This is a genomic window from Streptosporangium sp. NBC_01469, assembly GCF_036227305.1.
Taxonomy (GTDB): Bacteria; Actinomycetota; Actinomycetes; order Streptosporangiales; family Streptosporangiaceae; genus Streptosporangium.
On the sequence record NZ_CP109465.1, the window covers coordinates 7,153,797 to 7,171,182 of the forward strand.

Genomic DNA, 17,386 nt, shown 5'->3' on the forward strand with positions numbered 1-17,386 from the left:
CCCCGGCAACCGCCCGCGGGCACCACGGCGACTCCGGTCCGGGGATTCAGCTTCGGGTGATGTGCTCCTGGCGTACACCCAGCCCGATGAAGCGGCCCATCACGTGGCGCAGCGGGGGTAGCGCTTTGAAGGCGGTGAAGATGGGCGGCACGTGCTCGGCGGTGTCGTCGGCCAGGTCCTTGGGATAGAGGTCGCGCAGGATGCCGAGCTGAAAGGCCTGGGTGATCCTGGTCGGTCGTTCGCGTCTGGCCTGTACCCGTGCCAGGTCGCGCTCGTCCGGCCGTCGTTCGCCGAGCACGGGTCCCAGGAGGTTGGCGGTGGCGACCGCGTCCTGCACGGCGAGGTTGATGCCGACGCCGCCGGCCGGTGACATGGCGTGCGCCGCGTCGCCGATGAAGAGCAGCCCCGGCCGGTGCCATGTCTTGAGACGGTCGACCCTGACGGTGAGCTGGTGCAGGTGCCGCCAGTCGTCGATCAGGGCGACGCGATCCGACAGGCCGGGCGCGAGCCTGGCGATCCTGTCGTGGAAGGCGGGCAGGCCCGCCTGGCGCAGTTCGGGGTAGGCGGAGGTGGGGATGGCGTAGGCGAGCTGCCAGTAGTCGCCGCGGTCGATCGAGATGAGCGCGCCGTGGCCACCCTGGAAGAACGGCACTTCGTCGCCCTGGTGGCGGGGAAGGCGAAACCACAGCACGTCCATGGGCGGGGAGCCGGCGGCCGGCTCCAGCCCCGCCGCCGCGCGGGCGGTCGAGTGGCGGCCGTCGGCCGCGACGACGAGGTCGGCCCGCACCTCCAGCGGACCGTCGGGGGTGCGGGCCTGCACGCCGGCCACCCGGCCGTCCTCGAGGAGCAGGTCGGTCATCTCGGTGTCGCGCAGCAGCCGGAAGCCCGGATAGGCGGCGGCCTTGCGGGCGAGGAAGTCGAGCACGTCCCACTGCGGCATGAACGCGATGTAGGGGCAGCGCACCTTCAGCCTGCTGAAGTCGGCGAAGGTGACCGCCTTGCCGCCGATGCTGACGGTGACCTCGTGCATCTCGGCGTGCGGCAGGGTCAGGAACTCCTCGATCCAGCCGAGCTCGGCGATGAGTTCGAGTGTCGACGGGTGGACGGTGTCGCCGCGGAAATCGCGAAGGAAGTCGGTGTGCTTTTCCAGCACGGTCACCTCGATGCCCTGGCGGGCCAGCAGCAGGCCGAGCATCATGCCGGCGGGGCCGCCGCCGACCACGCAACACTGGGTTGACTCATTACGCACGATTTTGTTCCCCTAAGGTCAGGCCGGTGAACAGGATCTGGACCAGCGCGGTCACGTCGACGGGGGCCTGAGTTCTGCGGCCGATCGCCACCGTTGCCAGCAGCATGCTGGCCGCGGTCCGGGTGTCGTGGGGGCGCAGCTCGCCCGCCGCGACCCGCGCCGCGAGGAAGCCGCCGATCTGCCGCTGCCCCTCGGCGACGAGTTCGCGTAGTTCGGCCCCGGCGTGGGCGGTGCCGAAGAACAGCGCGACGAGCTTGGCGTTGCCTGCCAGCAGCCGGTCGAACTCGCTCATCAGCTCGGTCAGTACTTCGAGCGCGGGCCGGTCGTCGCTGTCTCGCGCCAGCGACTCACGCAGTTGCGAGATGAAGCCGCGCTCGCGCAGCAGGGCGGCGACCAGGGCTTCCTTGCTGTCGAAGTAGTGATAGAGCAGGCCGGGGGTCGCCTGCGCGGCCTGCGCGACCTCCTTGACCGAGGCGCCGTCGACCCCTTTTTCCGCGAAGACGTCCAGCGCCGCGTCCAGCAGCCGCTCGCGCCGCCACTCCGCCTGCTCACGCCGTGTCCGTGCCACGCGCCCTCCATTGACTAAACGTTTATTCAACGAATTTATAGCACGACGGCGCCGGGAGCGGCAAGATCCAGCCTTTGGGGGGCGCCGTGGTGTTCGCCGCGGCCAACGGATGCGTGCCTGCTATGTCGTGGGTTCTGGTGCGCGGGTGTTCCCGAGCCGGTCTCGCGCGGTGATGAGGTGCCGCCGGACGGCCGGGTCGGTGGTCAGGCCGATGGCGGTCGTGAACGCCGTCCGTGCGGCGTCGACGTCTCGCGTTCGGGCGAGCAGGTGCGCGCGGGTGGCCCAGGCCGGCTGGAAACGCCGTGCGGCCGGGCCGGAGAGGGTGTCGAGGAGGGCGAGCCCTTTCTCCGGGCCGTCGGTGTGGGCGAGGACGGCGGCGAGCGAGACGGTGGCGCCGAGGGTGGGCGTGGTCTCCAGGAGCGCTTCGTGCAGGGTACGAAGCGCGGCCCAGTCGGTGCGTCCGGTGACACGTCGAGCGCAGTGCACCGACTGGATGGCGGCCTCGAGCTGGAAGCGGCCGATGCGATCAAGCCGGTGGGCGTCGCGCAGGCGGCGTTCCCCCCGTGCGATCAAACCGCTGTCCCAGCCGGTGGTGTCCTGCTCGGAGAGCGGGACGAACGCGCCGTCGGGCCCGGTCCTGGCCGATCTGCGCGCCGCTGACAGACAGATCAGCGCGGCGAGGCCGAGGACTTCAGGTTCGCGGGGCAGCAACTGCGCGAGCGTTTCGGCGAGGTGGAGCGCCTCGGCGGCCAGGTGGTCGCGCTCGACCGGCGCGGCGACGCCGCGCCAGTCGATGGCGTAGGCGCCGTAGACGGCTTCCAGCACGGCGGCCAGCCGGGTGGGCATGGCCGATTGGTCGGGGATCGCGAAGGAGATGCCGGCATCGCGGATGCGGCGTTTGGCGCGTACGAGTCGTTGCAGCATGGTCGGCGCGGGCACGGCGAATGCCCGGGCGATGTCCTGCGAAGGCACGCCCAGGACGGTCTGAAGCATCAGCGGGGTGCGGATGGTCGCCTCGATCGCCGGGTGCGCGCACACGAACATCAGTGCCAGGCGCTGGTCGGGTATCGCGCCGGGATCGGCGTGGTCCGCGGTGTGCAGGTGCAGGGCGTGGTCGAGTGCGACGCCGGTCCGGTAGGCCGCGGAGCGGTGGCGGTCGCGTTGGCGGTTGCGGGCCACGGTCAGCAGCCATGCCTCGGGGTTGTCCGGTACGCCCGCCTTGGGCCAGCGGGTCAGTGCCTGCTCGAACGCGTCCGCCAGGGCGTCCTCGGCGGCGCCGATGTCCCCGGTGCGCACGGCGAGCAGGGCGAGCAGGCGGCCGTAGCCGGTGCGGGCGATGGTCTCCGCCCGCACCCGCACGTCGGTTAGCTCGACCACTGACCGTCCAGGAACGCGGTCGCGGTCGGGCGGATCTCGATCACACCGTACTGCGCGCCGGGGCACTGTTCGGCCCAGGCCAGCGCGGCGTCGAGGTTGTCCACTTCGATGATGAACATCCCGGCCAGGGCTTCCTTGGTATCGGCGAACGGCCCGTCCTGCACCTCAAGGGTTCCGTTGCGCACCGTGACGGTGGTCGCCGCCGTCGTGGGCTGCAGCACGTCAGCCGAGCGCAGCACTCCGGCCGCCGCCAACGATGAGGTGTACGCCTGGTAGGCCTGTTTGAAGGCTGACATGCTCTCCTCGGATATCTCGCCGGCGGCGGGCTCCGGGTTGTGCAGCAGCAGAGAGTAACGCACTGTGATCCTTCTCCTCGTTGACGATGCCGCGAGAGCGGCTCCACGATGATGACGACCGGGAATCGGCCCGAACGACACCGTCGCCATATCGTGCCGGTTCCGGCGTCGCGCCCGGTCTCCTGCGGCCCCCGCCACGGACCGGGCATCCGCGGAGGCCGTGAGCACCGGCGGGCGGGGCCTGGCAGGTGGCTGACAGGCGGCTGACAGGGCCGTGTCGTGTGGATGACCGCCCCATGCGCTATCCGGCGGCGGCTTCATGCGCCGGGGCCGGGGGACGGGGCCGATAGGTGGCGATGATGACGCCGGTGGTCGTCGGCGTCGTGTCGACGAGCTGGCACGTGGCCGGGGCGAAACCGTCGGCGAACAGCCGGTGTCCGGTGCCGAGGACGATCGGGTGGATCGAGAGCATGTACTCGGCGATGAGGTCGAACCGGCCGAGGGACCGGATCAGCGCGCCACTGCCCATGATGTGGAGGTCCTTGCCCGGGGCCTGCTTGAGCTCGGTGACCGCTTCGATGATGTCGCCGCCGAGCAGCGTGGAGTTGGGCCATGACAGCGGTTCGGTCAGCGTGTTGGAGACGACGTACTTGGGGGTGTTGTTCAGGGCATCGCGGTACGGGCTGTCCTGGGTGTTCCAGTGGGCGAGAACGTCCTGGTAGGTGCGACGGCCCAGTAGAAGCCCGCCGCCGGCGCCCATGCGCGCGCCCCACGCTCTGCCCATGACGTCGTCGCCGTTGGGCTCTGCCCAGCCACCGTGGGTGAAGCCGTCACGGGTGTCCTCGTCGGGCCGCCCGGGTCCCTGCATGACGCCGTCCATGGTGACGTGGTTGATGACAACTATTCTCATAACGCTCACTTCTCCGTGAATTCGTACCACGCTGGTACGAGGACGCCGTACCGGCCTGCGCCCTCCAGGACGATGACGAATCAGGGGCGGCCATAACGACACCGGTGCTGGCGGGGGAGACCGGCCCGGCTCCGTGCGGGTCGCTCAGGCCTACCGGGCGGTCGCCGTCAGCCCGTCGTCCAGGGCCGGGGCTTCTCGGGGTCGCGTACCGCCCAGAGGCGCTTGATCCGGTCGCCCGCGACGTCGAACGCCATCACCACCACGGTGACGCCGTCCTGCTGAGCCACCAGGCCGGGCTCGCCGTTGCTCCTGCGCCCCTCGGAATGTGAGGTTGGCGCGTCGCCTCACATTCGGCGGGGTTGTGTCGTCGTACCACCGAGACGAAAACCATCTCGCGAACACCGACCTCGAGGTTGGGACGCCCCTTCCGCCCGCACGCGCGACCCCAAGAAGGCAGGCCGGAGCGACGAGCGGATCCGGGCCGTCACGGCCTGGCGCGACGCGCCCCTCTCCATCGACGCAGGGAAGGCACCGATGAGCGACTTTCAGACCATCTCCGACCGCTTCGAGATCGAGGCGCTGCGCGGCGAGTTCACCGATGCGGGAATGATGCGCGACTACGACCGCTTCGCGGCACTGTTCACCCGGGACGGCGCGTGGCGGATGCCGCACATCGGCGTCGCGTTCGTCAGCCGGGAGGAGATCCGCGCCGGGATCGAGCGGCTGCAGGGCCTCTGGGACTACTTCCTGCAGAACGTGCACCCGGGCACGATCCAGCTCGAGGGTGACACCGCGACCGGCCGCGCGTACGTCTCGGAGTTCGGGCGCCTGCGCGACGGCCGCTCGCACCTGAATTACTCCGTGTACCACGACCGCTACCGGCGCACCCCGGATGGCTGGAGGTTCACAGAACGCGTCTACGAGGTCAGATACAGCGACACCACTCCGCTGACGGGCTCGGCGCCCGGCCCCTCACGCGAATCATGACCGGCCCGGAACCGGACGACCAACCACCTCTTCCCTTCCAGGAGCGACCAGGCATGACGGCCACCACCAAGCCCGATGAGCTGACCGGCGACTACGTCCTCGACACCGCCCGCACGCGGATCGGCTTCGTCGCCCGGCACACGATGGCCGGCAGGGTGCGCGGGCGGTTCGACGAGTTCGAGGGCAGTGCGCACCTGGACGGCGACGACCCGTCGAGGTCCAGCGCCGAGCTCACGATCCAGGCGAGGAGCATCCAGACCCGCAACCAGCGGCGCGACGAGCAGCTGCGCGACAGGTTCCTGGCCATGGATGACCACCCGTCCATCGTCTTCACCTCCATCGGGGTGGAGCCGGTCGGCGAGACCACCTTCAAGGTCACCGGTGACCTGACCATCCGCGGCGTGACCAGGCCGGTCACCGTGGACTTCGAGCTGACCGGCGCCGGGAACGATCCGTCGGGCGACTTCCGGGTCGCCTTCGAGGGCGGCGTCACGGTCAACCGCGGGGACTGGGGGGTGAACTGGAACGCCGCGACCGCGTTCCTGGTCGGCGAGAGGGTGGTGCTGGAGTTCGACGTCGCCGCGATCCGGCGGTCCTGACCGGCGGCCCGGTGGCGTCGATCATTGCGATACGCGGCGGTGCACGCGTATCCTTTCGGCAACGCATTGACGGAGACGAGTAGTCACGGGATCAGGGCAGGCAGGAGAGAGCCGTCGGCAGCTGCGAAGGCGGACCTGTCCCCGGTGACGAAGACCCTCCCGAGTGCGGGGAGAAAAGGCGTCCGCGCCCAATGCCCCGCCGGCCGGCCCCCGTCACCGGGCCCATCGAGGCCGCCGTCGTCACGGCGGTGAAAGTGCGGTGGCACCGCGAGTTCCCTTCTCGCCCGCACTCCCAAGGGATCACCACTCACTGACCAGAGGTTTGTGATGATCTCCTCATCCGCAATCGTTCCACCCGTCTGCCGGGTCCTGGCCGCGGAGCTTCCGCGGCGAACAGGCCGGCAGGTGACCGTCCAGGGCTGGCTGCACCGCAGGCGGACCCTGAAATCCGTGGTCTTCCTCGTCCTGCGGGACCGCTCCGGCCTCATCCAGGCCGTGGTCACCGACCCCGAGGCCATGGCCGAGGCCGGCGGCCATCCCGAAGAGACCGTCCTGCAGATCACCGGGACCGTGACCGCCAACCCCCAGGCCCCCGGCGGAGCCGAGGTGACCTCCCCGGTGGTGACCGCCCTGTCGGGGCCGGCCGCGGCCCCGCCGTTCGACCTCTACCGTCCCTCGGTGGCGGCCACCCTGCCGACCATCCTCGACCACGCCCCGGTCGCCCTGCGCCACCCGCTGCTGCGGGCACCCCACGCCATCTCCGCGGTCTCGGTGGCGGGTTTCCGTACGACGCTGGACGCGCTTGGCTTCACCGAGATCCACACGCCCAAGGTGGTGGCCTCGGCCACCGAGTCCGGCGCCAACGTCTTCGGGATCGACTGGTTCGGCACCCGCGCCTACCTGGCCCAGTCGCCGCAGTTCTTCAAGCAGGCCATGGTCGGCGTCTTCGAGCGCGTCTACGAGACCGGCCCGGTCTTCCGCGCCGAGCCCCACGACACCGCGCGGCACCTGGCCCAGTACACCTCGCTGGACGCCGAGCTCGGTTTCGTCACCGACCACCGGGAGGTGATGGCCGTGCTGCGCGAGGTTCTCGCGGGCATGACGGCCGCCGTCGAACGGCACGCCGGCGAGGCGTGCGCGCTGCTGGAGGTCGAACTGCCCGACGTCCCGGAACGGATCCCGGAGATCCACTTCGCCCAGGCCCAGGAGCTCCTGGCCGCCCACACCGGCGAGGACCCCCGGGGTGAGCCGGACCTCGCACCGGCCCACGAACGCTGGCTGTCGCGATGGGCGCTGCGCGAGCACGGCAGCGAGTTCCTGTTCGTCACCGGCTACCCGATGGCCAAACGCCCCTTCTACACCCACCCCGAGCCCGGCAGGCCGCAGTACTCCAACAGCTTCGACCTGCTCTTTCGCGGCCTGGAGCTCGTCACCGGCGGCCAGCGCCTGCATCGCCACGAGGACTACCTCGCGGCCCTGGCGGCCCGCGGCGAATCACCCGAGCCGTACGCCGGTTATCTCGCCGCCTTCCGGCACGGGATGCCCCCGCACGGCGGCTTCGCCCTCGGCCTGGAACGGTGGACCACCCGGCTGACCGGGGCCGACAACATCCGCCGCGCCACCCTGTTCCCCCGTGACCTGCACCGCCTGACCCCGTGACGCCCGCGGGTGCGGCCCGTTCCGGCCGGAACGGGCCGCACCCGCTCGGCGCGCGGGAGCGTCACGACGGCATGCCGCTCGCGTCGAGGACGTACACGGCGGCGTGGCGCTCGACGGGGCGGGCGAGGCGCGGCATGTGCCGGTCGCCGACGGCATCCCGCGGCGTGGTGTCTCCCGGCGCCGGGGCCGGGCCGGGTCACCGCGACCGGCGGGGGCGGGCCGCGGTGTCGTGGTGTGCGAGGGCGTCGGCGAGGTCGCCGAGGTGTCGGGAGACCGGCCCCAGGGTGAGCAGGCCGCTGCCCGCCCCGGCCAGCTCGGCCGCCGCGGGAGCGAGCTCGCCGTGCGCGCGTTCCATCGTCCGCCGGTCGCCGACGGCGATCGCGGCCCGCGCGGCCAGGCACCACAGGGCCTCGAACAGCAGGTCGCGGGGCGGGTCGGGGACCTCGCGCAGCGCCTCGGCGGCCTCGGCACGGCGATCTCGGGCCAGCAGCACCAGGGGACGGGCCCATGGCTCGTAGGGGCCCCAGTCGGTGTGCTCGTCGATGTGCTCGCCGGCGGGGGCGGGCAGCGCGTGCCGCAGGCGCAGGCACAGCAACGCGAGCGGCAACAGGCCGTGTTCCAGGCCGGGCATGCCGGCGCCGTCCAGCCGCGCGGCGGCGTCGCGGTAGGCCGCCTCGGCCTCGGCCAGGGGTGCCCGCCCGGCCTCGGTGAGCCGCAGTGCCCGGTACCACCGGGTGAACACACCCACCAGCGGCCGCTCGTGGCGTTCGGCCAGCCGGTCCGCGGCGGCCGCGTGCCGGTCGGCCGCGGGGAAGTCGGCGAGCGCGGCGCGGGCCTGGACGCGGATGAGGTGCCCGAGTATCTGGAAGGTCACCAGGTCGTGCCGGGTGGACAGGGCGACCAGCTCGGCGCCGATCTCGTCCCGGCGCGGGGCCAGGCCGGCGCGGTGGAAGGTCTGCATGAACACGCCGTTGAGGGCGAACGCCAGCAGTGCGGGATCGTCCAGGCGGCGGGCGATCTCCTCGGCCTGGCGGGCGGCCTGCGGGCCGCGCGCCGAGCGGGTGCCGCGCGACTCCAGGGCGATCGTGGCCAGCAGGCCGGCCCGCGCCGCCTCGTGCGCGCCGGGCGAAATGGCGGCCAGGGTGCGTTCGGCCGCCGCCACGACGCGCGCCGCCTGCGAAGGGTCGTCGGAGCGGGTCCAGATCGCCGGTACGTCGTAGGCGCCGATCACCCGGGCGGTCAGTTCCGCGTCACCCAGTTCCTCGGCGGCGGCGATGGCCGCCGGGCGGTGCCGGCGGGCGGCCTCCAGGCCGCTGCCGCCGGTCACCGCGAGGCTGCGCAGCAGACCCACCGTCGACTCCAACCGGGCCCGGGCACCGGAGGTCACCGTGCGGTCGTAGACGGCGGCCGTCTGCGCCCATACCCGGGCCGCCGCCCCGCCGGGGCCGGATGCGAGGTCGAGGTGACCGGCGTGGTGGAGGATGTCGGTCTCCAGGCGGCGAAGGGGCGGGCCCGGATCCACCCCCAGCTGCTGAACCAGCGTCGTTCGTGCCCGGCGCAGGACGGCGAGCGCGTCGCCCTGGCGGCCGGTGCGATACAGCGCGAGTGCCAGCAGCCGCCAGGCGTCCTCGCGCCAGGGGTGCTCGGCCACGTGCGCGTCCAGTCCCGGTATCGCCTCGGCGGCCAGGCCGAGGGCGAGCCGGATCTCGGCCTGGCGCTCGACGGCGTGCAACCGGATCTCGGCCAGGCGGGCGCGCTCCGTACCGGCCCAGGCCTGGCCGGCGAACTCGGCGTAGGCGGGCCCGCGCCACCACCCCAGTGCCTCGGCCAGCTGGGCGAGCCCGTCCTGGGGAGGCAGCGTCGCGGCGGCCGAGACCACCCGTTCGAAGCGCCAGGCGTCCACCGCGCCCGGCTCCGCGCGCAGCGCGTACCCCGGCCCCTCGGTGACCAGCAGCCGGGGCGGGGTCCGGGGAGGGCGCTCGGGTTCCAGCGCGCGGCGCAACGCGGCCACGAAGGTGCGCACCGCGCCCACCGCGCCGGGGGGCGGATCGTCCCACAGGTCCTCGACCAGGCCGGTGATCGGGACGACGCGGCGGCGGGCGACGATCAGCCGGGCCAGCACCTCGCGGTGCCGCGGCCCCTTGAGGGCGATCGCGCCCCCGGCAGCGTCCCAGGCCGTCACCGGCCCCAGCACCCCGAACACGACCCGCACCCCGTGACCGTCCTTTCCCGGGACATCGCCCCTGGCCACGGTAACGCGCTGACCGGATGCTCATTCAGGCCCGGCAGGCTGGAGGCATCCAACCACCTACGGAAAAGAGCGTGACCATGGCGCCTGTCATCGCCGGATTCGACTACCGGCGCGTCCCCGTCGCCGACGGCGTGTCCCTGAACGTGGCCGTCGCGGGGACGGGCAGTCCGATCGTGCTGCTGCACGGCTTCCCCCAGACCCACCTGATGTGGCGGCACGTCGCCGCCGACCTGGCGGCCGACCACACCGTGATCTGCCCTGACCTGCGCGGCTACGGCGCCAGTGACAAACCGGCCGAGACCGACGACGCCACCTACGCCAAGCGCACCATGGCCGCCGACATCGTCGCCCTGGCCCGCGCGCTGGGGCATGAGCGCTTCGCGCTGGCCGGGCACGACCGCGGTGCCCTGGTCGCCATCCGCGCCGGCCTGGACCACCCCGAGACGATCACCCACCTGGCCAGCCTGGACGTGCTGCCCACGCTGGACATGTGGGAGGTGATGCACGGTGTCAGCGCCGCCGTCGGCTTCCACCTCTACCTGATGGCCCAGCCTCCCGGCCTGCCCGAGAAGATGATCGCCGCCAGTTCCGACGCCTTCTTCGGGCACTTCCTGGACATCTGGACCAACGATCCGCGGGCGATCCCCGCCGATGTCCGCGCCGCCTACCTGGACGCCTCCCGCGCGGCCGTCACCTCGATCGTGGCCGACTACCGCGCCTCCGCCGGTATCGACGTCGCCCACGACCGGGCCGACCGGGACGCCGGCAACCGGCTGCGGATGCCGGTCACCGTGCTCCAGCAGGACTGGGGCGCAGCCCTCGGCTTCGACGCGGTGGCGCTGTGGAGCGCCTGGGCGCCCGACCTGCGGCACATCCCCGTCACCTTCGGCCACTTCATGGCCGAGGAGGCCCCCGCCGACGTCGCCAAGGCCCTTCGGGACCTGCTCTCGCGCTGAACGACCGGGCCTCTCGCGCTGAAGAGGGCCGGACCAAGTACGAGAGAAAGGGGCAGTGGGGCGCTAAGCCGCAGGCCAGAAGGCATGTGCGTCGGATGATGTGACCCTCCGCGTGGGTTTGGTTGCGGTTTGGTGAACAAGGTGTCTGGTGGAGGTGATCGTCGCTACGGTTCGACGTCTCGACGTCTGGACGTCTGGACGTCTGGACGTCTGGACGTCTGGACGTCTGGATCGAGGCGAGGGACGGCCCGGGATGACGTGGATCGAGCGGACCGCCTATCCGCAGTTCAAGCGGCTGGCATCGGCACGGGTGCTGCATGTGTTCTTTACATCCCGCATCGATCCCCTCATCGAACGCGGCCCGTTCTGCCGGCCACCAGAGATCAGGCCGGGCGGAGTCTGCTTCCTTCCGGCGTGAAGGTGAAGGCGTCCTGGAATGCTTCCCTTCCCAAGCGGACGGCCCAGAGGACGGGCTCGTCGTAGAGGGAGGACCAGGTCGGTTCGGTTGCCCCGGAGGGCCTGTTCCAGAAATGCAAGAAGATGATCGGTTCGGTCGCCATCTCACCACCGAACATGCCGGGCCGGCGAAGCGCCTGGTTGAGCCGGGTCTTGAGGTAGGCGCGGATCTCGGCCGACGAGCGCGGGCCGGGGAGGGTCGTCATGATGCTCATTCTCATGTCACAGCCGTCCGGCGCTTCCGCGAGGCCGGTCCACGCCCTCCTCGATCGCGCCTTCGCCCGCCTGCGCGCCCAGGCATGCGTGGACTGGCACGCGCATCTGACGGAGGCGGCCTTGAGGCCCGCCGGGCCCGGCATTGGCGAAGCCTCATCCCGCAGGACGGCTCACGGCGGGTGAGGTGTCCATGCGCCAGGCCTGCCGCAGGATGACGGCCAGGCACACCACTTCCACGGCGGCCAGGACCAGGTAGTGGGGTTTCGCCGATCCGCCGCCGATGATGAACGCCGCGGTCAGCGGGACCGCCACCAAGGTGACCCGCCGGGTCACCGCCGGTTTCAACACACGCGACAACACCACCATCACGATCGGGATCTCGACCATGACCGCGGATCCCACCAGGAGCAGCGGGGTGACGGGAACGCCCTCGGCATGCCCCGCCATGAGCCCCCGCAGAAATCCGGCGTTCAGGAAACTGAGGACATCCGCGTAGAGCATGGTGAACATGACGACGATCCACAGGGTGGAGAGTCTTGCTCGCACGTCACTCATTTCGGCCTCGGCGCCTTTCTGGGTCGTTGGACGGGGGTCCGGGGATTCCCGGCCGGTTCCGCGCGGCTGCCGGCGATGACGGAAGCTGCCCGTACCGGTCATGGGGACAGGCTGGCGCGACGGGCGGGCGCATCGCTACGGCCGCAGGTCGGCGCCCGGATGGCCGAAGGTTGGCGGTACGGGATCTACTTTGGTCGGATTCCGCTGGACCGGGGGCGGTCGTACCCTTTGATCGTGACGACCCCGGCAGGCCTGGACCATCGGATCCTGCTCCCCTCCAGCGCGCTCAGCGGCCCCGAGCCCGCCCCGGCGCGCCCGGCCGGACGCACCAGGCGCGACTGGGCGGCCGATGTGGCGTTGTTCCTGCTGGCCATCGGCCTCACGGCGCTCAGCGTGGTGGAAGGCCTCGGCCAGCATCCCGCACCGGTGCCGTTCGCGGTGGACGCCGCCCTCGGCGGGCTGAGCTGCCTGGGGGTGTGGCTGCGCCGGCGCCGGCCGGTCGGCTTCGCGGTGGTCACGGTGGCGTTCAGCGTCTATTCGATGTCGGCCGCAGGGGTGGCGCTGATCGCGCTGTTCACCGTCGCGGAGCACCGGCGCGTGGCGGTGGCCGGCCCGATCGTGGCCGGGTGCGTGCTGGTGCCGTTCCTGACGCCGCTGGTCCGGCCGGACGTCCCGGTGCCGCCCTGGTGGCAGGTCCTGCTGGGCTTCGCCTGCATCGCCGCGGTGCTCGCCTGGGGGATGTTCGTACGAGCCCGGCGGCAGTCCCTGCGCGAACGGGCCCGGCGGGTCGAATCCGAGCGGGAACTGCGCCTCGCCCAGGTCCGCCAGTCCGAACGCGACCGGATCGCCCGGGAGATGCACGATGTGCTCGCCCACCGCCTGTCCCTGCTCAGCCTGCACGCCGGGGCGCTGGAGCTTCGTCCCGACGCCGCGTCCGAGGAGGTCGCCCGGGCCGCCGGGGTGATCCGCGACAGCGCGCACCGGGCGCTGGAGGATCTGCGCGAGGTCATCGGCATGCTCCGCGCCGGCCTCGACCGGTCCGAGGAGGGGCCGGAGCGGCCCCAGCCCACCCTGGCCGATCTTCCCGACCTGGTCGATCAGTCACGGCGCGCGGGCATGCGGGTGCTGCTCGACTGCCGGGTGGGGGAACCGGCGGCCGCGCCTGCGGCGATCGGGCGCGGCGCGTACCGGATCGTGCAGGAAGGGCTGACCAATGCCCGCAAGCACGGCCGCGACGGCCAGGTGTCGGTGGCCGTCGGCGGGGCGGCGGGGGAGGGGCTGACGGTCGAGGTGCGCAACCCGGCCGGCGCCACCGCCGTCGCCGGGATCCCGGGCGGCGGCAGTGGCCTGATCGGCCTGGCCGAGCGGGCCGGCCTGGCCGGTGGACGGCTGGAGTACGGCCCGACCGCCGCGGGTGAGTTCCGGCTGTGGGCATGGCTGCCGTGGCCGAGGTGAACGCCGCGATCCGGGTTCTCATCGTGGATGACGACCCGCTGGTACGGGCCGGCCTGGCGATGATCATCGGCGGTTCGCCCGAGCTGAGCGTGGTGGGCGAGGCGGCCTGCGGAGCCGAGGTGCCCGCCGCGGTGGAGGCCTGCGCCCCGGACGTGGTGCTGATGGACATCCGCATGCCCGTGCTGGACGGCCTGGCCGCCACCGAGCTGCTGCGTGCCCGGCCCGACCCGCCCGAGGTCGTCGTGCTGACGACCTTCGACGCCGACGAGTACGTGCTGCGCGCCCTGCGCGCCGGGGCCAGCGGCTTCCTGCTCAAGCACACGCCGCCCGCCGAGATCCTGCGCGCGATCGTACGGGTGTCGGCCGGGGAGCCCATCTTGTCGCCGACGGTGACCCGCCAGTTGATCGCCCACGTCGCCGACACCGGCGCCGCCGCCCGGCGGCAGCACGCCGTACGCGTGCTGAGCCTGCTCAGCGAACGGGAACGGGAGGTGGCCGTCGCCGTGGGCCGGGGCAGGTCCAACGCCGAGATCAGCGGCGAGTTGTTCATGAGCATCGCGACCGTGAAAGCCCACATCTCGCGCATTCTCGACAAGCTCGACCTCAACAACCGCACCCAGATCGCCCTGCTCGCCCACGACGCCGGCCTGACCGGCTGAACCTCACCCCGGCGGCACCCACCTGACCCGGATGCCCGCCGTCTCGCCTCCCGGGCGCGTTCTGGGCTCAGGTGAACCCCTACGGCCGGTTCCGCCTTGACGTTGCCGTGAGCGGGTCCCCGCTTCACTGCCGGGTGCGCGGCCGCGGCAACCTCGGCGAACGCGGGGCTCTCCAGGACGGGGATCTTCGAGGTGGCCGCCGGGTCCTCGAACAGCAGCACCCCTCGGGGACGCCCTCGGTCCGGATGAAGGAGGCCAGCCTCGGTGAGAATGTACCGCTGCTGCAGCTGCAGATGCAGCAGCGACTGCGTCGCGGTCGACGAGCGCGAGTAGACGATCCGCACCGGGAGCTCCTCGAGGAGAAGACGGAACCCTCTTCTACCTGTCGGGAAATCCTGTCGTCGATCCGAGCCCGGAATCGGCCGCCTGGAGCGATGCTTCATCACCCGGCGTCTGGTTTTCCGGGCCACTGGAAACCGGTTGGGCGGGGGTGTCGGGAGACCTTCCAATCCTGACACTTCTGCCAGGGCACTGCGGCGCAATCAACCGCCGATCGTTCCTGGAAGCGCACCAAGCCGAGGAACGTACGTCCGCGAGCTACACCCCAGGCGCTTCATTGATCGTCGAGAAAGAGCTCTTCGATCTTCAGGTTGAACAGCTTGGCGAGACGGAAGGCAACTGGAAGGCTCGGGTCGAACTTCCCTGTTTCGATTGCGTTGATCGTCTGCCTTGACACGCCGACACGCTGAGCCAGGTCAGCCTGCGTCCAGGCGCTTTCGGCGCGAAGGTCCTTGATGCGGTTCTTCATCGGTATCTGATCTTGCCGACGATGATGGCGATCGAGTAGACGACTCCTAGGAACGTGGGAGGACTGCGATATCGACGTCGTAGACGACGAGGTCGGCGGCGTCCGCGACGACGTAGGCGAATCCGCTGACCCACCCCATTCCGAGGGTGACCGCCAGCGCATCCTGCACGATCTTCCGCTGCAACTCATCTTGTCCCCGGAGAAAGCGCGCGAAGGCGACGATCCATCCGATGCCGACGACAAGATTGGCGGCAACTGCGGTCCAGCTCGCCACCGGTTGCTGCGAATCCCACAAGAGTCCGGGAGCGAACCTGGCCAAGGCAAGGGTCGCCAGCCAGGCGAGTGTCCAGAGTACAAGTCGAACGGTTGTCTTGATCGAGTCCCGATAGGCCCCGGTCGCGTTGTGTGCTTGCACGAGTTGCCCTTCCTTCGGCGAGAAGTCAAGTACACTTGACAATGGCCGAGCCGACCCCGGTCCGAGCGGCATGGGACTGCCGTCAGTTCCGCCTAACAGGTCCTCCACTCGGGTCGGCGTCACCGGCTGCAAATTAGCGAGAAAGGCCAGGTCAAAGCCCTCCCGACAGACCCTTGATCAGGATGCGAAGCCATGGCGCTCCGCGGTCGCCTGGGATGCCGATCTCCTTCGCGAACCCGACCGCCTGGCGCGAGATCGGCTACGCGCTGCTGTGGGCGACGATCCCGCCTGCGGTCAACGGCCTCGTCATCTCTTTGGCGGCGTTGACCGTCTTTTCCTACGCCTCGGCTCTCCCGTCTGGCGGCTCACCGCTGGTGGTGTCGCTGGCCGTCGTCGTGGTGCTGGTCGGGCTGGCCGGTTGCGCGTACCTGTTCACGGTGGTGGCCGCGGCGCAGGGGGCACTGACGCGGGGTCTGCTCGCCGCGCCCCCCGAGGAGCGTTCGGGGCGAGTGGCGCCGGCCGAGGGCGGCGCCGGTGACCAGGACGCCGAGAACGGTCACACCGGCGGCCAGGTAGTAGGACGCGCTCAGGCCCCGGGTGAGTTCCCGGCGCAACGCGTCGCCGTCCAGGCCGCCGGTTCCGGCGTTGGCGACGAACACCATGAGGGCGGTGCCGGCCGCCAGCCCGCTCTGGTGGGTCACGGACGCCATCCCGGACGCGACGCCCTGCTCGCCCGCCGCGACGCCGTTGCCTGCGGCGATCCACATCGAGGTCCAGACGACGCCCATCCCGAAACCGGTCACCATGACGCCGGGCAGCACGGCGGCGAACGGGGCGTGCGGGGAGAGGGTCAGGGCCAGCAGGACCATGCCGGCCGTACCGGTCACCAAGCCGGTGGACAGGGCGGCGCGCATGCCCGCACGGGTGATCAGGCGTTCGGCGACCTTGGTGCCGACGATGTTGAGCAGCGTCAGCGGCAGGTACGCCAGCCCCGTCCGCAGGGGGTCGTAGCCAAGGACGTCCTGGAGGTAGACGGTGAGCAGGTAGTACTGGGCGCCAAGGCCCGCCCCGAACACCGCCGTGATCGCCATGGCCGCGACCAGGCTGGGGTTGGCGAACATGCGCGGGGGCATCAGCGGGTCACGGCTGCGCGATTCGATCACGGCGAACACCACGAGCAGCGCGAGGCCGAGACCGAGGGCGGCGAGGACCGGCGAGGAGGTCCAGCCCCACTCGGGGCCCTGCGCCAGGACGAGGACCAGCAGCGTGATCCCGGCGGTCGCGGTCAGCGCTCCGGGTAGGTCGAAGCGGCGTTCCCGCGCGGCGGCGTCTGGGCCCGCGCCGGAGGGGCGGTCGGCGGGCAGCAGGGGAAACGCCGCCAGCAGGGCCGCGCCGGCCAGCAGCACGAAGACGTGGAACACCGACTCCCACCCGAAGAGGTCGGTCAGCACCCCGCCGAGCAGCGCGCCTCCGGCCAGACCGCCGCCTCCCATGGCGGCCCACACGGCGAGCGCGCGGTTGCGCTCGGGCCCCTCGGCGAAGGTGGTGCCGATCAGGGACAGGGTGGCGGGAAACAGCAGTGCCGCGCCCAGCCCCTGTGCGGCGCGCACCCCGATCAGCGGTCCCGGGCTCTCGGCGAGCCCGCCCGCCAGCGACGAGACGGCGTACAGGACGAGGGCCAGGACGAACACGCGGCGCCGCCCGAGCAGGTCCGCGGCGCGCCCGCCCAGCAGCATGAAGCCGCCGAACGCGACCGCGTACGCGCTGACCACCCACTGCAGGGTCTGGCCGGAGAAGTCCAGTTCCCGCCCGATCTCGGGCAGCGCGACGTAGACGATGTTGTAGTCGGCGGCGATGATGAACTGGGCGAATGCCAGCAGGGCCAGGGTCGGTCCCGCGCGGCGAGGCCGTCGAGACGCGCTCGTGGAGGTGTCCGTCATGCCGGTACGGTAAAAGGTGCCATCAGTGTC

Annotated in this window: 18 protein-coding genes; 7 read left to right on the plus strand and 11 right to left on the minus strand. The window is 71.4% G+C overall.

The window, feature by feature from the left end:
- Positions 1-46 precede the first annotated feature (46 nt).
- The 5 genes from OG587_RS31485 to OG587_RS31505 form a co-directional block, all read right to left on the minus strand.
- Positions 47-1,249 (minus strand): FAD-dependent oxidoreductase, encoded by a 1,203-nt coding sequence (locus tag OG587_RS31485; RefSeq protein WP_329081548.1) that lies wholly within the window; start codon positions 1,247-1,249, stop codon positions 47-49.
- Positions 1,242-1,817, minus strand: a complete 576-nt coding sequence (locus OG587_RS31490; RefSeq protein ID WP_329081551.1) for a TetR/AcrR family transcriptional regulator — start codon at positions 1,815-1,817, stop codon at positions 1,242-1,244. Before OG587_RS31490 ends, OG587_RS31485 begins: the two co-directional genes overlap by 8 nt.
- A 120-nt stretch (positions 1,818-1,937) precedes the next feature.
- The gene (locus OG587_RS31495; protein ID WP_329081553.1) at positions 1,938-3,194 is read right to left on the minus strand and encodes an RNA polymerase sigma factor; all 1,257 of its coding nucleotides are present in this window, start codon (positions 3,192-3,194) and stop codon (positions 1,938-1,940) included.
- The gene (locus tag OG587_RS31500; RefSeq protein WP_329081554.1) at positions 3,182-3,553 is read right to left on the minus strand and encodes a YciI family protein; all 372 of its coding nucleotides are present in this window, start codon (positions 3,551-3,553) and stop codon (positions 3,182-3,184) included. The genes OG587_RS31495 and OG587_RS31500 overlap by 13 nt, the downstream gene beginning before the upstream one ends.
- Positions 3,554-3,791: 238 nt before the next feature.
- Complete coding sequence (locus OG587_RS31505; RefSeq protein ID WP_329081556.1) at positions 3,792-4,400, minus strand: dihydrofolate reductase family protein; 609 nt, start codon at positions 4,398-4,400, stop codon at positions 3,792-3,794.
- A gap of 534 nt (positions 4,401-4,934) precedes the next feature.
- Between OG587_RS31505 and OG587_RS31510 the strand changes: the two genes are divergently transcribed.
- The 3 genes from OG587_RS31510 to aspS all read left to right on the plus strand — a co-directional run bounded on the left by OG587_RS31510 (position 4,935) and on the right by aspS (position 7,645).
- Positions 4,935-5,387 carry a nuclear transport factor 2 family protein gene (locus OG587_RS31510; protein WP_329081558.1) on the plus strand — a complete coding sequence of 151 codons (453 nt, stop codon included), beginning with the start codon at positions 4,935-4,937 and terminating at the stop codon, positions 5,385-5,387.
- 53 nt (positions 5,388-5,440) lie between these two features.
- A complete protein-coding gene (locus OG587_RS31515; RefSeq protein WP_329081559.1) occupies positions 5,441-5,986 on the plus strand; it encodes a YceI family protein in 546 nt (181 codons plus the stop codon).
- Positions 5,987-6,313: 327 nt separating this feature from the next.
- On the plus strand, positions 6,314-7,645 hold the full coding sequence (aspS, locus tag OG587_RS31520; protein WP_329081561.1) for an aspartate--tRNA(Asn) ligase: 1,332 nt from the start codon (positions 6,314-6,316) through the stop codon (positions 7,643-7,645).
- Between the two features lie 196 nt (positions 7,646-7,841).
- Here the strand turns inward: aspS and OG587_RS31525 are convergent, their stop codons facing one another.
- The gene (locus OG587_RS31525; RefSeq protein ID WP_329081563.1) at positions 7,842-9,857 is read right to left on the minus strand and encodes an AfsR/SARP family transcriptional regulator; all 2,016 of its coding nucleotides are present in this window, start codon (positions 9,855-9,857) and stop codon (positions 7,842-7,844) included.
- A 116-nt stretch (positions 9,858-9,973) separates the two neighbouring features.
- On the opposite strand from OG587_RS31525, the gene OG587_RS31530 reads away from it, so the two are divergent.
- Together OG587_RS31530 and OG587_RS31535 are read left to right on the plus strand one after the other, a co-directional pair.
- Entirely contained in the window at positions 9,974-10,852 is an 879-nt protein-coding gene (locus OG587_RS31530) for an alpha/beta fold hydrolase (RefSeq protein ID WP_329094073.1), read from the plus strand.
- 148 nt (positions 10,853-11,000) lie between these two features.
- On the plus strand, positions 11,001-11,270 hold the full coding sequence (locus OG587_RS31535; protein WP_329081565.1) for a hypothetical protein: 270 nt from the start codon (positions 11,001-11,003) through the stop codon (positions 11,268-11,270).
- Here OG587_RS31535 and OG587_RS31540 read toward each other — a convergent pair.
- Both OG587_RS31540 and OG587_RS31545 read right to left on the minus strand, forming a co-directional pair.
- The gene (locus tag OG587_RS31540; protein ID WP_329081567.1) at positions 11,236-11,514 is read right to left on the minus strand and encodes a hypothetical protein; all 279 of its coding nucleotides are present in this window, start codon (positions 11,512-11,514) and stop codon (positions 11,236-11,238) included. The two genes, OG587_RS31535 and OG587_RS31540, sit on opposite strands and share 35 nt — an antisense overlap.
- Before the next feature lie 163 nt (positions 11,515-11,677).
- Positions 11,678-12,070: a DUF6326 family protein gene (locus OG587_RS31545; protein ID WP_329081569.1), complete on the minus strand. Its 393-nt coding sequence runs from the start codon at positions 12,068-12,070 to the stop codon at positions 11,678-11,680.
- A gap of 243 nt (positions 12,071-12,313) precedes the next feature.
- On the opposite strand from OG587_RS31545, the gene OG587_RS31550 reads away from it, so the two are divergent.
- Together OG587_RS31550 and OG587_RS31555 are read left to right on the plus strand one after the other, a co-directional pair.
- Entirely contained in the window at positions 12,314-13,534 is a 1,221-nt protein-coding gene (locus OG587_RS31550; protein WP_329081571.1) for a sensor histidine kinase, read from the plus strand.
- The gene (locus OG587_RS31555) at positions 13,513-14,193 is read left to right on the plus strand and encodes a response regulator transcription factor (protein WP_329081573.1); all 681 of its coding nucleotides are present in this window, start codon (positions 13,513-13,515) and stop codon (positions 14,191-14,193) included. The genes OG587_RS31550 and OG587_RS31555 overlap by 22 nt, the downstream gene beginning before the upstream one ends.
- Positions 14,194-14,806: 613 nt before the next feature.
- Here the strand turns inward: OG587_RS31555 and OG587_RS31560 are convergent.
- The 3 genes from OG587_RS31560 to OG587_RS31570 all read right to left on the minus strand — a co-directional run bounded on the left by OG587_RS31560 (position 14,807) and on the right by OG587_RS31570 (position 17,356).
- Complete coding sequence (locus OG587_RS31560) at positions 14,807-15,001, minus strand: helix-turn-helix transcriptional regulator (protein ID WP_329081574.1); 195 nt, start codon at positions 14,999-15,001, stop codon at positions 14,807-14,809.
- 46 nt (positions 15,002-15,047) lie between these two features.
- Positions 15,048-15,416, minus strand: a complete 369-nt coding sequence (locus OG587_RS31565; RefSeq protein ID WP_329081576.1) for a hypothetical protein — start codon at positions 15,414-15,416, stop codon at positions 15,048-15,050.
- A 365-nt stretch (positions 15,417-15,781) separates the two neighbouring features.
- Complete coding sequence (locus OG587_RS31570; protein ID WP_329081577.1) at positions 15,782-17,356, minus strand: MFS transporter; 1,575 nt, start codon at positions 17,354-17,356, stop codon at positions 15,782-15,784.
- Positions 17,357-17,386 lie beyond the last annotated feature (30 nt).